Annotated in this window: 12 protein-coding genes, 2 tRNA genes and 1 other annotated feature; of the genes, 11 read left to right on the top strand and 3 right to left on the bottom strand. The window is 40.8% G+C overall.

The genetic code is table 11. The annotated features are described in order from the left end of the window. The first annotated feature begins 2 nt into the window (after positions 1–2). Both BANVL01_RS10385 and BANVL01_RS10380 read left to right on the top strand, forming a co-directional pair. Complete coding sequence (locus BANVL01_RS10385) at positions 3–599, top strand: DMSO/selenate family reductase complex B subunit (protein ID WP_425311831.1); 597 nt, start codon at positions 3–5, stop codon at positions 597–599. A 63-nt stretch (positions 600–662) separates the two neighbouring features. Then, positions 663–1,565 carry a 4Fe-4S dicluster domain-containing protein gene (locus BANVL01_RS10380; protein WP_066147861.1) on the top strand — a complete coding sequence of 301 codons (903 nt, stop codon included), beginning with the start codon at positions 663–665 and terminating at the stop codon, positions 1,563–1,565. A 51-nt stretch (positions 1,566–1,616) separates the two neighbouring features. Here the strand turns inward: BANVL01_RS10380 and BANVL01_RS10375 are convergent. The 3 genes from BANVL01_RS10375 to bcbE form a co-directional block, all read right to left on the bottom strand. Further along, positions 1,617–1,705, bottom strand: a tRNA-Ser gene (locus BANVL01_RS10375). Positions 1,706–1,718: 13 nt separating this feature from the next. Beyond that, positions 1,719–1,789, bottom strand: a tRNA-Gly gene (locus BANVL01_RS10370). Between the two features lie 148 nt (positions 1,790–1,937). After that, positions 1,938–3,215, bottom strand: coding sequence for a bacillibactin exporter BcbE (bcbE, locus tag BANVL01_RS10365; RefSeq protein ID WP_066088821.1), 1,278 nt, complete (start codon positions 3,213–3,215; stop codon positions 1,938–1,940). Between the two features lie 189 nt (positions 3,216–3,404). Then, positions 3,405–3,653 (top strand) — a binding site (T-box leader). A 62-nt stretch (positions 3,654–3,715) separates the two neighbouring features. Here bcbE and trpE point away from each other — a divergent pair. From trpE to BANVL01_RS10320, 9 genes are all read left to right on the top strand, one after another. Next, complete coding sequence (trpE, locus tag BANVL01_RS10360) at positions 3,716–5,101, top strand: anthranilate synthase component I (protein WP_066088818.1); 1,386 nt, start codon at positions 3,716–3,718, stop codon at positions 5,099–5,101. A gap of 1 nt (position 5,102) precedes the next feature. Then, on the top strand, positions 5,103–5,714 hold the full coding sequence (locus BANVL01_RS10355) for an anthranilate synthase component II (RefSeq protein ID WP_066088816.1): 612 nt from the start codon (positions 5,103–5,105) through the stop codon (positions 5,712–5,714). Beyond that, on the top strand, positions 5,686–6,711 hold the full coding sequence (trpD, locus tag BANVL01_RS10350; RefSeq protein WP_066088812.1) for an anthranilate phosphoribosyltransferase: 1,026 nt from the start codon (positions 5,686–5,688) through the stop codon (positions 6,709–6,711). The genes BANVL01_RS10355 and trpD overlap by 29 nt, the downstream gene beginning before the upstream one ends. Further along, complete coding sequence (gene trpC / locus BANVL01_RS10345; RefSeq protein WP_066088809.1) at positions 6,712–7,503, top strand: indole-3-glycerol phosphate synthase TrpC; 792 nt, start codon at positions 6,712–6,714, stop codon at positions 7,501–7,503. It abuts the gene before it with no gap. Further along, positions 7,500–8,114, top strand: a complete 615-nt coding sequence (locus BANVL01_RS10340; protein ID WP_066088808.1) for a phosphoribosylanthranilate isomerase — start codon at positions 7,500–7,502, stop codon at positions 8,112–8,114. Before trpC ends, BANVL01_RS10340 begins: the two co-directional genes overlap by 4 nt. A 12-nt stretch (positions 8,115–8,126) precedes the next feature. Beyond that, positions 8,127–9,332, top strand: a complete 1,206-nt coding sequence (trpB, locus tag BANVL01_RS10335; RefSeq protein WP_066088805.1) for a tryptophan synthase subunit beta — start codon at positions 8,127–8,129, stop codon at positions 9,330–9,332. Beyond that, positions 9,329–10,114, top strand: a complete 786-nt coding sequence (gene trpA, locus BANVL01_RS10330; RefSeq protein ID WP_066088802.1) for a tryptophan synthase subunit alpha — start codon at positions 9,329–9,331, stop codon at positions 10,112–10,114. The genes trpB and trpA overlap by 4 nt, the downstream gene beginning before the upstream one ends. A 109-nt stretch (positions 10,115–10,223) precedes the next feature. Beyond that, positions 10,224–11,297 carry a tRNA 2-selenouridine(34) synthase MnmH gene (gene mnmH / locus BANVL01_RS10325; RefSeq protein ID WP_066088799.1) on the top strand — a complete coding sequence of 358 codons (1,074 nt, stop codon included), beginning with the start codon at positions 10,224–10,226 and terminating at the stop codon, positions 11,295–11,297. Between the two features lie 262 nt (positions 11,298–11,559). Then, positions 11,560–14,412, top strand: a complete 2,853-nt coding sequence (locus BANVL01_RS10320; protein ID WP_066088796.1) for a 2-oxoglutarate dehydrogenase E1 component — start codon at positions 11,560–11,562, stop codon at positions 14,410–14,412.

Here is a 14,412-nt window from a genome sequence, read left to right as displayed (position 1 = left end):
GAGTGAGGGCGTTGGCACAGTTAGGGTTTTATATTAATCAAAGTCTTTGCACTGGCTGTAAAGCCTGTAGTGTTTCATGTAAGGATAAAAATAATCTTGATGTCGGTTTGAATTTTCGCCGGGTTTACACCAATGAGGAAGGAACTTTTATCCAGCAGCCATCGAGCGGTTTTGTGAATAACATAAAAGCTTATTATTTCACCATTGCCTGCAATCATTGTACGAAACCAAGATGTATCCCCAGCTGCCCAACAGGAGCAATCTTAAAGAATAAAGAAAATGGGGTAGTGACCATTGATCAAGAAATTTGTGCCGGAGCGCAGCTTTGCGTTAAGGCTTGTCCTTACGGTGCCCCGCAATATAATAAACAGAAGTTTAAATCGAATAAATGTGATTTTTGTATCGACCTTCAAGAAAAAGGCGAGGAACCAGTGTGTGTGGCAACTTGCCCAATGAGGGCAATTGAATTTGGGCCGGTTGAAAAGCTGCGAGAAAAATATGGGAGTGTCAGCCAAATTAAAGGGATGCCAAGTAATTCGATTACCCATCCCAATATTGTCATTACACCCCATAAAGATGCGAAATTGTCGAGCTCATAAAAAATAATCAGTTGCCGCGCCAAAGGATTATTGGTGCCGCAACTGAATTATCCGGGTGATTCTATGTCTTTGATTCTGAATTGGTTAGAAAGTCTGCATGCCGATGTGAAAATAACGGAAAAATGTTCAAGGCAGAGAAACTATAGGTCCACCTGCACTGTTTGTGCGCAGGCATGTAAATTGGAAGCAATTTCATTCATTGAAAGAACATTGGTAATAGATTCACAGCGCTGCAATTCCTGTGGAGATTGTATCATTGCCTGTCCATTGTCAGCCATGAAAGGCTTAGCAGTAACAAGAGAATTTGTTCATACCAGTCTCATTTATAGCGAGGCCTATACACCAACGGAAAAGGAATTGTTGATTTATAAAAAAAGAGGACTGAACGCTATTCAGATAACCGATATTCCACTAAATGAACAATGGGTTTTGGCTCTAAATGAAACAAATCGAATATTGAAGCTCTTAGGTGAAAAACCGATTGAAGTTGTGCAAAATAGTAAGGAGGAGAAGCTATCGCGGAGAGCCTTGTTTTCCTCACTGCAAAAAGAGGGGGAACAATTAGCTAGAAGTATGGCTCCAGTTTCGTGGAAGATGGAAGAAGATGAATGGAATCTAACAAAGTATTATCAAGATTTTCAATTTTACTTTGTTGAAATGGATCAACATAAATGTACACTTTGCCAGGCATGTTTTTCCTTTTGCCCGCAAAAAGTGTTTCGTTTAGAAGATTCTGTTTTGCAGATTCATCATGTAAAATGTGTGAATTGTACTGCCTGCACAGATATTTGTCCAGAAGAGGCCATCCGAATAAGGCCAGAAATAAAGGGAAAAAGTGTGACGGTTGAGAGTTTTTTTACAAAAAAATGCCGTGATTGCGGGCAAATATTTTCTTCGTTTAAGAAGGGAAAAGAGAAATGTCATATTTGTGTAAACAGGGACCCTGAGTGGTTAAGTCCATATTAAAACATAAAAAACGCCAGAAGCTCTGGCGTTTTTTATGTTTTAATTGGATGAAGGAGAAGATGAGATTCGAACTCACGCGACGGTCGCCCGCCCTAGCGCATTTCGAGTGCGCCCCCTTATAACCACTTGGGTACTTCTCCAAGTATTGTAAAGAGCGGGTGAGGGGAATCGAACCCCCGCCGTCAGCTTGGGAAGCTGAAATTCTACCATTAAACCACACCCGCAATACCTAATTAATACAGTAATTATTATACCATAATAACTTCGAATGCGGTAGAAAAAAATAGCTTTTTAAGGGGCAGACAGCATGTTATCTAGAAAAATTTAAGCGATCGTGAAGCAGGAAAAAAGGTACGGTCGCACATAGGTGTGTTAGCCCTGTGCCTTGGGTTTAATCGCAAACAGAGCGACAATAGCTGCCAGGATGCTGAGACTGCTCATGACGATAAAAATCCACTGGTTTGAAACTTTCATTAGCATAGCAATAATTGGCGGTCCTGCTGCGACCCCAATAAACCTCATCGACGCATAAAACGATGTGATAGTTCCACGTTCCTTTTTTTCTACCCCATCAGTAATAAGTGTATCAAGACAAGGAAGCCCAATACCGATTCCAATTCCACTGATTAAAAACATAGTAATCATATACCACAACTTAATGGAAAACCATAAAGCTCCAATCGAAAGAGCGGCAGCCAGTATACCTCCAAAAGTTAACCATTTCATCAATACTTTATTTTTTTTGATGATTTTTCCGCCGATAAAGGATGAAAGGCAAAGTGCTCCAAGCGGTAACGCAAGAAAGAAACCTTTTTTCATATCCTTAATTCCATATTCTTTTTCGAATATTTCCGAAAGGTAAAACAGAATTCCAAATAGGACGAGCATGAGGATACCGCCAATAAAAAAGATGGCATAAAGCCAACGACCCTTTTCGCTAAAGGTCTTCTTAACGCCATTAAAGAAATCCCTAAACGGGACCGGTTTTTGAGAACTTTTTGGGGATTTAACTAGAAAAATCATCATCACAATAGAAACAGCACAAAAGACTGGAAAAGAAAGAAAAGGCAAAAACCAGATAAATCCTGCCAGAAATGCCCCGAAAATGGGACTTAAGACCTTTCCAAACGTATTAGATGTCTCGATAAGTCCCAAACAAACACTAACATCATCCTCATTTTTAAACATATCCCCAACTAATGGAAGTACGATTGGAAAAGCCCCGGCGGCGCCAACTCCTTGAAGAGCACGACCCGCTAAGATTACCCAATAAGCATTATCCAATTTCCATGCTGCCCAGCCGGAAATAAGTCCGCCAATTCCTGCAATGATGAGGCTTGGGATGATGACCTTTTTCCTGCCGATATGGTCTGATAGATAGCCGGCGATTGGGATTAAAAAAATCGCGACGACTGAATAAACCGTAATAATCATACTGGTTTGTAACGATGAAATATCTAATTTCTTTTCCATGGAAGGTAAAATAGGTATCAACATAGAATTTCCCAATGTCATTACTAATGGAATCGAAGAAAGTGAAAGAATTGCCCACTTTTGCTTTGAAATCTCATCCGAACGTTTATTTCCTGCTTTAGTCCTTTTCTTTTTTGCTGCAGGTGGGCTTTTCGATAATTGCTCAATATGATCCATTTTTTCTCTCTATCCCGCCTTTATTTTATTTGTACTGTTAATATGGCTTTTTTCGATATAAAAAAAACTTAGGGAAATGAATCCTTTTAATGGCAGCAAGGGGGATAACCGATTTTTAAAATTCTAAAAATATCTCTTGACAGTTGCAGCTAAATTTAATAATATTGAAAACAATATCAAACTAAATAGTGCAAATTGTTGAACAAGAGGAGTACACATATTTATTTCTTTGCAGAGAGTCGGGGGTGGTGAGAGCCCGATAGGAAAGGATTTGTGGAATGGACTTGTGAGAGGTATCTTGAACAAAAGTAGGGATACACGGAGTTCCACCGTTAAAAGGATAGGATATCGAGCGATAGCTCTGTATCTGAAATTGAGGAAGCAATTTATTTTTGCTTCAAATTGAGGTGGCACCACGATTACAGAATCGTCCTCTATATGCGTAACGCTTGTTATGCATATAGAGGACGATTTTTTTTTATTTAGAAAGGAGTAAAGAAATGACTGTCAAAACTGACTTTATAAAAAAAGAAATTCGCGGGGATATCCACACGCCAATCTCGATTTTGCAAAAAATTAATGGGAAAAAGAAGTTTTTATTGGAAAGTTCTCATAAATTTAATGATTCTGGCCGCTATTCCTTTATTGGAGCAGATCCAGCGTTTGAACTAATTTCGTATGGGGCTGTTAACGAAATTATCAATCGAAATGGCGAAAAAAAGACGTTAACAGGAAATCCTTTAGAAATAGTAAAAAACCTATTGCCGATAATGGAGTGCGACGAAATACCGATTCCTTTTATTGGCGGCGCAGTCGGGTATGCAGGCTATGACATCATCAGACAGTACGAAATCATAGGGGAAGAGTACCCCAATGGCCTAAATATGCCTGATGTCCACTTAATGTTTTATGAGGAAATCATTGTGTATGACCATCTTGAGGAAAAGGTATTGATATTTGGTCTTCCGCTTTTAAAAGAAAGTAATCTGGAAAGTGTCGAAAGCAAAGTAAACCAAAGGGTGACGGAGCTGAAACGGCCGTACGATTTTCCTGAAGAGGAGCCTTTTTCGCTTTCAGGATTTAGCTCAGAAATAACAAAAGAGGCATTTGTTCAAAATGTAGCAGCCGCAAAGGAGCATATCGTAGCAGGCGATATTTTTCAGGTGGTGCTTTCAAGAAGGATGAAATCAGTATTCCAAGGCTCAGCTTTATCGCTTTATCGAAAGCATCGCTCCCATAATCCTACACCATATATGTTTTATATCGATTTCGAGTCCTATACCGTTATCGGCTCATCGCCCGAAAGTTTAATTAAAACAAGAGGGAGAACGGTAATCGCAAATCCAATCGCTGGTACAAAAAGAAGAGGGAAAAACGCTGCGGAAGATTTGCAGCTCGAAAATGAATTATTACAGGATGAAAAGGAGCTTGCCGAGCATAAAATGCTGGTTGATCTTGGCAGAAACGACCTAGGCAAAGTAAGTGAATTTGGTTCCGTACAGGTTGAGAAGTACATGGCAGTAGAAAAGTTCCGCCACGTCATCCATCTTGTCTCAGAAATCAGCAGCCGCCTTCAGCATGATAAAACAGCGATAGATGCGCTTGCTGCCTGCCTGCCAGCCGGTACCGTTTCAGGAGCCCCAAAGGTGAGAGCAATGGAAATTATTAATTCCTTAGAAAAGTCAAAACGCGGGCTTTATTCTGGAGCAATAGGTTACTTATCAGTAAACGGAAATATGGATTTTGCCCTAGCGATTCGCACGATGATTTTGAAAGAAGGAACAGCCTATATTCAAGCTGGAGCGGGTATTGTTTTTGACTCCCATCCAGAGTCAGAATATGAGGAAACCGTAAGCAAGTTAAAAGGCTTTTTGGAGGGACCTTAGGATGATTTTATTAATTGATAACTTTGATTCTTTTACATTTAACCTATACCAGTATTTAGGGGAATTAGGAGAGAAAGTAGTTGTTTATCGTAACAATCAGCTTACGCTGGATGAAATAGAAAGTCTGAATCCAACAGCAATCATCCTGTCGCCGGGTCCCGGAAAACCCGAGGATGCGGGAATATGCATAGAATTGATTCAGACCTTTTACCAGCGATTTCCGATTTTGGGAATTTGTCTTGGTCATCAGGCCATTGGTGCTGCTTTTGGCTCCGAGATTAGAAGAGCCCAGAATATTAGGCATGGCAAAACCTCCTTCATCATTCATAAGGACAGCAAACTATTTAATGATTTGGCGTCACCATTAGAGGTCATGCGGTATCATTCATTGTCAATTGAAAAAAGTACGATCCCTGTGGAGCTGGAATGTATTGCTCATTCAATCGAAGACCAAGAAGTGATGGCCATTCAACATAATCAATATCCCGTTTTTGGGCTCCAGTTCCATCCAGAATCGATTGGGACTCCATCAGGAAAACAAATACTCAAAAATTTTTTACGAGCGATAGAAAGGAAGGAAGCAGATGAAGAATTATTTACTCCAGTTAGCTGAGCAAAAGTCATTTTCTGAAAATCAAATGAAGGATGCGATTGATTTTATTTTGGGGGAAGAGGTTTCTGAGTCGGAAATAGCCGCCTTTTTAATGGGATTGAAATCAAAGGGGGAAACAGTTGACGAAATTGTCGGTATTGTACGGGCGCTACAGGCAAATACGCTGCCATTTAAGAGGAATTTTGCGAATGTTCTTGATAATTGCGGGACGGGGGGAGATGGTTCATCAAGTTTTAATGTCAGCACTACATCCGCCTTTGTCATTGCAGGTGCTGGAGTCCCCGTTGCCAAGCATGGAAATCGAAGCATCTCAAGTAAAACGGGAAGTGCCGATGTCCTTGAGCATTTGGGTGTAAATCTAAATTTACCGGCTGAATGTACGGAAGAAATTCTCGAGAATATCGGAATCGCCTTTCTATTTGCCCCACATGTTCATCCGAAACTTAAAAAGATAATGACCGTTCGTAAACAACTTAAAATACCAACCATTTTTAATTTTATCGGGCCGCTGACAAACCCGATTGAATTAGATTACCAACTGCTTGGGGTTTATCGGAGGGATTTAATCCATGTCTTTGCTGAGGTGTTAAAACAATTGGGACGAAAGCGAGCAACGGTCATCAATGGTGCGGGTTTTATGGATGAAGCATCACTACAGGGCGAAAACCATCTTACCATTTTGGACAATGGAATGATTACCAATCATTCCTTCTATCCCGAAGAGGCAGGCCTGCCGCAATATGAAAATAGCTGTATTAAGGGCGGCGATGCTAAGGATAACGCCGAAATATTGATGAACGTTTTAAAAGGGAAAAAAGGAGCATACCGGGACACGGTATTGCTAAATGCAGGTATCGGAATTTTCACTGCTGGCAAGGCAGACACGATTAAAGACGGGATTCAAACAGCTAAGGACATCATTGATTCAGGGGCAGCGTATGAAAAGCTAATAGCCCTAATTGAAAAATCCCAAGCGGTGCAAAGGGAGGCGATCTAAGTGGGAACGATACTTGAGCAGATTCTTGAACAAAAAAAGCAGGAAGTCAATTTTCTTCGTGAAAACAAGAGTTTCATCCCGGAACAACACGATGAAAGACGTTCATTTATTAAAAAGCTGCAAACAGCCGAGGAATTAGCGATTATTGCCGAATTCAAACGGGCATCACCGTCAAAAGGAATCATCAATAACAATGTGAATCCAGCTGAGCAAGCTGCAGCTTACGAAAAGTTTGGTGCTAGTGCGATATCTGTTTTAACAGATCAAACTTTTTTTAAAGGATCTTTTGCCGATTTAAAGTCCGTCCGTGAGGCTGTGGAACTGCCAATTCTTTGCAAAGACTTTATTATTGATCGGATTCAAATCGATGAAGCTGCTATACAGGGAGCTGATTTGGTTCTGTTAATCGTCGCGGCGTTAGAGGACAAAAGATTAATTGACCTGCATCAGTATGCAAAAGATTTGGGATTGGAAATATTGGTGGAAGTCCATAATCAAAACGAGTTAGAAAAGGCAATCAGAATGGGTGCTGAGCTGATTGGCATTAATAATCGCGATTTGAAAACCTTTGAAGTGTCACTTGAAGTCACAGAAAAATTGGCCGCCCTGGTAAAGAATTCTGGCGCTTATTTGATTAGTGAAAGTGGCATTCATGTTCAGGAGGATGTTAAACGAGTTAGAAATGCTGGTGCAAACGGGATTTTAGTCGGTGAAGCCTTAATGATGAGCCTAGACGTAAAACAAACTTTTAGCGATATTCGTATGCCGATTAGTAAGGAGATAAGACAATGAGGGTGAAGATTTGTGGAATAATGGATGTTAATACAGCAAAAGTTGCAATAGATTACGGTGCAGATGCCCTCGGGTTTGTGTTTGCAGAAAGTAAACGCAAGATATCACCGGAAAAAGCCGGAGTAATTATTTCACAGTTACCTAAGGAAGTCATCAAGGTAGGCGTATTTGTTAACGAGACAGAAGATGAAATTGAAAGGATAGCTGCAATTGCTGGCCTGACTCATATCCAATTACACGGTGACGAAACAGCGGTTTTCAGTTCGGCTTTATCCTTACCGGTGATCAAAGCGGTAAGTTTTCAGAGCAATGATGCTTTGGCAAGTTATCATCAATATCCATGTGAATATCTGCTCCTTGACGGCCCAAAAGGAAAATATAGGGGCGGAAATGGAACGGCATTTGAATGGACCGACGTTAATACCAATCTTCTAAAAGAAAAAAAAATCATCCTTGCAGGAGGATTAAATGCAGATAATGTTGAAGAAGCGATCAAAATAATCAGCCCATATATGGTGGATGTTAGCTCAGGAGTCGAAACCGATGGGGTAAAGGATTTCACAAAGATAAAGTCATTTATCGAAAAGGCAAAAGGGATTCTATTAGTTTAGGAGGAGAAGGACATGACGACATATACATTACCAAATAAAAAAGGCCATTTTGGCATGTTCGGCGGAAGATTTGTTCCGGAAACATTGATGAAGGCCGTCTTGGAATTAGAGCAGGCCTATGACAATGCTAAAAAGGACGCTAGCTTTCAAGCAGAAATCGATCGATTATTAAAAGAATATGTGGGCAGGGAAACCCCGTTATATTTTGCTGAGAATCTTAGCAGGCATGCCGGGGGAGCAAATATATACCTCAAAAGAGAGGATTTAAATCATACCGGTGCTCATAAAATCAATAATGCAATTGGGCAGGCGCTCTTAGCCGTTCGAATGGGGAAAAAGAAGATTGTTGCCGAAACTGGAGCCGGCCAGCATGGGGTTGCGACCGCAACGGTTTGTGCGCTTTTAAACCTTGATTGCATCATTTTTATGGGTGAGGAAGACATTAAACGCCAAGCGCTGAATGTTTTCCGGATGGAATTGCTCGGTGCTAAGGTAGTCAGTGTTACAGCTGGAAGTGCGACTTTAAAGGATGCAGTTAACGAAGCGCTAAGGTACTGGGTTGCTAATGTGGATGATACCCACTATTTATTAGGATCTGTTATGGGTCCACACCCATTTCCGACAATAGTAAGGGATTTTCAAAGTGTAATTGGCAAGGAAACAAAAGAACAATTTCAACTTCGCAATAGCAGCCTTCCAGACGCAGTCGTGGCTTGTATCGGCGGCGGAAGCAATGCGATGGGAATGTTTTATCCATTTATCGAGGATGAGGAAGTCAGTTTATATGGTGTAGAGGCTGCCGGACAAGGCGTGGATACGGATTATCATGCCGCTTCACTGACAAAAGGGAAACCAGGTGTTTTACATGGCGCGTTAATGTATTTACTCCAAAATGATGATGGGCAAATTCAAGAAGCCCATTCGATTTCAGCCGGTCTAGATTATCCTGGAGTCGGTCCTGAACATAGCCATTTAAAGGAAGTCGGCAGAGCCAAATACTTCTCAATTACGGATGAAGAAGCACTTGATTCCTTTCAGCTTTTATCAAGGCTGGAAGGAATCATACCTGCACTAGAAAGTGCGCACGCCATCGCTTATGCCGTAAAACTGGCTTCTGAAATGAAGTATTCGGAAAATATTGTTGTTTGCTTGTCAGGCCGCGGTGATAAAGATGTTGATGCAGTGAAAGCAAGGCTAAAAGGGGGAGAAGGAAAATGAACCGATTAGAACAATCCTTTAAATTACTAAATGAAAATAATGCGAAAGCCTTTGTTCCCTACATGATGGCGGGGGATGGCGGTTTAGCGTGCTTGGTTGAACGATTGGTGCTTCTCGAAAAATTCGGAGCTGCTGCCATTGAGGTCGGTGTTCCATTTTCAGACCCGGTGGCTGATGGCCCAACGATCCAAAGTGCAGGGATTAGGGCGCTTGAAAATAGGACAACATTAAAGGGAATCATAACTGAACTAGCAAAAGCACGTGAGGTCGTTACGATTCCCATTATCCTGATGACCTATCTTAATCCCATTTATGCTTACGGGATTGACGACTTCGCCCGAGATATTCAAATAGCCGGGGTGGATGGTTGTATTATTCCAGATCTGCCGCTTGAAGAAGAGGATATAATTGCACCACAGCTTGCTGATGCGCAAGTGGAATTAATCCGCCTGGTTACACCTGCCACCCCACTTGAAAGAATAAAGGAGATTGCTGGCAGAGGAAAAGGGTTTTTATATGCGGTTACCGTAAAAGGGATAACAGGAACGAGAAATTTGTTCGACAATGACTTAAATGAATTTTTAAAAGCCGTAAAAATGCTAAGTCCAATTCCGGTTTTAGCCGGATTTGGGATTTCAAATGAAGACCAAATAAAAGAATTGACCAAAAATTGTGATGGTGTTGTTGTCGGTAGTAAAATCGTTGAATTATTTGAAAAAGATAAACTTTTTGAAATGGAAAAATTGATGTCGGTATTCAAGCAAGAAGCAAAGATCGTGTAGTTCAACAGTTTGCTCCGTTCCACGGAAGTGACGTGATTTCAACTTCTTGATGGCTATGGATATCTCCTATATAATGTGTTTATAGTCTTTCAAGGAGCGTAGTTTAATTATGAAGGAAATTACTGTTGATGAACTTTTTACACTAAAGGAACCAATAATTATTGATATACGCTCTCCCATTGAGTTTAAGGATGGTGCAATTCCGGGAGCAATAAATATTCCGATTTTTTCAGATGAAGAACGTCAAGAAATCGGAACCATATACAAGCAGCAAGGACAGGCAGCAGCAAAATGGCGAGCGATGGAGCTTGTTTCACCTAAAATCCCGGAGTTACTGCGGACAATTAAATCTTATCATACAAGTGGTGAGCTTGTGGTTCATTGTTGGCGCGGGGGGATGCGCAGTAAAGCGGTGATCACCTTTTTGGAATTTGCGGGAATTTACGCTTGGCGTTTAATCGGTGGTTATAAAGCATACCGGCATTATATCCTCGAACAATTACCAACGATGCTTCCGAATAAAGCAATCGTCCTCCATGGATTAACCGGTGTTGGTAAGACCGAGGTGTTAAAGCAATTGAAAAAGAAGGGCTATCCTATCTTAGATCTTGAAGAAATGGCTGGTCATCGTGGATCGATTTTTGGGACAATCGGACTTAGCGAAGGGCATAACCAAAAAACATTTGACTCGCTTTTATTTAAAGGACTTCAGGAAATTCAAGGGTCAGAATATTTTCTCGTCGAGGCTGAAAGCAAACGGATTGGTAAAGCCGTTCAGTCAGAGGAATTAATGAATTGTAAGTTCAAAGGTACTAACATCTATATTCATACACCACTTGAACAACGGGTTACCCATCTTGTTTCGGAATATGTGATCCCATATGAACGAGAACCATGGTATTACGATAAAATCTCGCTTGGAATTGAAAAGGTTTTGAAACGTGTAAAAGATGTAGAGATTAAAAAAATCCTTATCGAAGCATTGAAAGAACGGAATTATCGCGTCATGATCCAGGTTTTACTTGAATCCTATTATGACCCGCGTTACGATCATGCCAGACTGGAGTACGAAGAAGAATTTTTTGATATTTTTGCGGATAACCCGATTGATGCAGCTCAAAAAATTGCAGCTAAACTAGAAGAGTTAGCGCGTAAACCAGTTTCAAAAGCGCTAAAATTATAGCAGCCAAAATTATTTCCTTTTTGAAGCACACATATATTATATGTGTGTTTTTTTGTGTTATGGGGAATACACACATATAAGGCCATTTTAATTGGAAAATTAATAGTACACTAGGAAATTTTTTGTTCGCAATTAACACACACTAAACAATATTCATTACATAAAAATATATTGATTTAGGTCAATTCCAGATTCATTTTTTTGTGAAATGATAGGAATAATGGTGATGTAAAGATACATATGGATTAAGGGGGAAAGATGAATGAACAAGCCGATTGCAGATAAAAAAGCTCGATTGGAAGATTTTATTGGCCCCAATCTTGGCTATTTGATTGATCAATTTGAAAGGTATAAACAAGACCCGGCTACAGTTGAACACGATTTAGGTTTATTCTTTGAGGGGATGAATGAGGCTGACTTTTCAACGTTAGTCCCAAATCTTCCAGCAAGTTTAGAATCGAGTCCTGTCCAATACGAAAAAATAGTCGCTGCAGCTAAGCTTGCTGAGAATATTCGTACCTATGGGCATCTTGCGGCAAATATTTACCCATTAGGAAATCATCAACCAGATATAAGCCACCTTGAGTTTGAAAGCTATGGACTTAGTGAAGAGGATTTAACAAAGCTGCCTGCCGCCATTCTTTCTAGGAATGGGCTGTCAGCTCATCAAACAGCACTGGAAGCCTATAACTATTTAAAGGAAATCTATACCAAGGAAATTGCCTATGAGTTCGATCATGTCCATGATGTGAAAGAGAAAAATTGGTTGTTAGAAAGAATTGAAAGCAGGCAATTTCTTTCGCCTTTATCAAGAGATAAAAAGCTTACAATCTTAAAGAGGCTATTTGAAGTGGAAGAATTCGAAAAGTACCTGCACAAAACCTTTGTTGGCCAAAAGCGATTTTCGATTGAGGGACTAGATATAATGGTTCCGCTCATTGATGAAATTATTTCGGGGGCCGTTCAAGATGGAGCGGAATATATAAACATTGGGATGGCACACAGAGGCAGATTGAATGTTCTGGCACATGTACTAGGAAAACCGTATGAAAAGATTTTTGCTGAATTTCAGCATGCACCCAATAAAGAACTCGTCCCATCGGAAGGGTCGATTGGAATTAACTTTGGCTGGACAGGGGATGTAAAGTATCACTTGGGATTGAATCGTCAGCTCACAGCTGACCATTCAGGAAGTGTAAAGGTAACCCTTGCTAATAACCCCAGCCATCTTGAATTTGTGGGAGCAGTTGTAGAAGGATTTTCACGTGCTGCACAGGATGATAGGAAGAAGCCTGGATATCCAATTGAAAATTTCAAATCAGCCCTGTCGATATTAATCCATGGAGATGCAGCATTCCCAGGCGAGGGCATCGTCGCTGAGACGTTAAATTTAAGCAGGCTTAGCGGCTATCGTACGGGTGGGACTATTCATATTATTGCTAATAACACGATTGGCTTTACAACTGAATCTTGGGATTCCCGTTCAACTCGTTATGCAAGTGATCTTGCAAAAGGATATGAGATTCCTATTCTTCATGTAAATGCCGACGATCCAGAGGCATGTATTGCTGCCGCCATGTTAGCGGCCGAATATCGCTCTGTTTTTCATAAGGATTTTCTCATTGACTTAGTGGGCTATCGCAGATTTGGCCATAATGAGATGGATGAGCCGATGACAACGAGCCCGCAAATGTATGCACTTGTTCAAAAGCACCCTACTGTAAAAGAAATATATTCCACAAGCTTGAAACAGGAGGGAATTGTCACTGAGGAACAGCTTACGGATATTCATAACGAGATCCTGCAAAAACTAGAGGCAGCCAATAGTAAAGTTACAATGCTAAAGAAAAAGGAAGAGGAAGAGTTAAAGATTCCGGAAGCTCCTAAATTCAATAAGGAGCAGGCATTAATTTCAACCAAGGTTCCTTTAGAAACTTTAAAAAGGATAAACAGTGAATTACTTCAATGGCCAGAAGATTTTAATGTGTTTAATAAGCTTGAAAAAATTTTAAACAGACGGGCCGCTATGCTTGATGAATCAGGAAACGTGGATTGGGCATTAGCCGAGACGCTTGCTTTTGCAACGATATTAGCGGATGGCACCCCGATTCGGATATCTGGGCAGGACACTGAACGCGGGACATTTGCGCAAAGAAATCTTGTCCTTCATGATAGCAAAACGGGAGGAACCTTCGTGCCCTTGCATCATTTTTCTGATGCTAAGGTATCGTTTGCGGTCTATAATAGCCCGTTAACAGAAGCAGCAGTAGTTGGATTCGACTATGGATATCATGTCTTTTCCCCGGAGACATTAGTGATTTGGGAGGCACAATATGGTGATTTTGCTAATGCGGCACAGGTTATGTTTGACCAGTTTATTGCTGCAGGCAGAGCCAAATGGGGACAACAATCCGGGATTGTCCTGCTCCTGCCTCATGGATACGAAGGACAAGGTCCAGAACATTCTAGTGCCAGGTTGGAGAGATTTTTACAATCAGCAGCTGAAAAGAACTGGACGGTTGTAAACCTTACTAGTGCAGCCCAATACTTTCATCTCCTCAGACGTCAAGCCGCGATGCTTACAAGAGAAGAGATACGACCGCTTGTGATTATGGCGCCAAAAAGCCTGTTACGAAATCCACTTGTTTCTTCCTCAGCAAGTGATCTAAGTGAGGGAGAATTCAGGCCGGTGATTGAACATTTCGCCGCTTCCAGGGAAGAGGCAAAGGTTGAGAGGGTTGTTCTTTGTTCTGGTAAAATTGCGATTGATATTGCGGAACAACTGAAAGAGGCAAATGGTTTTGAATGGCTGCAGGTTATTAGACTGGAAGAAATTTATCCATTCCCTACAGAGGAATTAACGACTATATTTTCTAAATTTAACAATATAAAAGAGGTGCTCTGGGTTCAGGAAGAACCCAAGAATATGGGCGCTTGGAATTTTGTTGAACCACGAATACGTGAAATAGTTTCTACTGGAATAAAGGTTGATTATATTGGACGTCGACGCCGTTCAAGTCCTGCTGAAGGTGATCCAAATGTTCATAAATTAGTTCAATCAAAAATTCTTCAATTGGCATTAACGAGGGTTGAAGTTGAAGAAGGAGGTAATTAA

This window comes from Neobacillus novalis NBRC 102450 (assembly GCF_001591805.1).
Lineage (GTDB): Bacteria > Bacillota > Bacilli > Bacillales > Cytobacillaceae > Neobacillus > Neobacillus novalis.
The sequence above is the reverse complement of the archived record's forward strand: the minus strand, read 5'-3'. Positions and strand labels throughout refer to the sequence as shown.

What these genes read in the sequence shown, in the direction of transcription:
- trpE (WP_066088818.1), top strand. Translation starts at nt 3,716, where the DNA reads ATGACTGTCAAAACTGACTTTATAAAAAAAGAAATTCGCGGGGATATC.
- bcbE (WP_066088821.1), bottom strand. Translation starts at nt 3,215, where the DNA reads ATGGATCATATTGAGCAATTATCGAAAAGCCCACCTGCAGCAAAAAAG.
- trpB (WP_066088805.1), top strand. Translation starts at nt 8,127, where the DNA reads ATGACGACATATACATTACCAAATAAAAAAGGCCATTTTGGCATGTTC.
- trpA (WP_066088802.1), top strand. Translation starts at nt 9,329, where the DNA reads ATGAACCGATTAGAACAATCCTTTAAATTACTAAATGAAAATAATGCG.
- mnmH (WP_066088799.1), top strand. Translation starts at nt 10,224, where the DNA reads ATGAAGGAAATTACTGTTGATGAACTTTTTACACTAAAGGAACCAATA.
- BANVL01_RS10320 (WP_066088796.1), top strand. Translation starts at nt 11,560, where the DNA reads ATGAACAAGCCGATTGCAGATAAAAAAGCTCGATTGGAAGATTTTATT.
- BANVL01_RS10340 (WP_066088808.1), top strand. Translation starts at nt 7,500, where the DNA reads ATGAGGGTGAAGATTTGTGGAATAATGGATGTTAATACAGCAAAAGTT.
- trpD (WP_066088812.1), top strand. Translation starts at nt 5,686, where the DNA reads ATGAAGAATTATTTACTCCAGTTAGCTGAGCAAAAGTCATTTTCTGAA.
- BANVL01_RS10355 (WP_066088816.1), top strand. Translation starts at nt 5,103, where the DNA reads ATGATTTTATTAATTGATAACTTTGATTCTTTTACATTTAACCTATAC.
- BANVL01_RS10380 (WP_066147861.1), top strand. Translation starts at nt 663, where the DNA reads ATGTCTTTGATTCTGAATTGGTTAGAAAGTCTGCATGCCGATGTGAAA.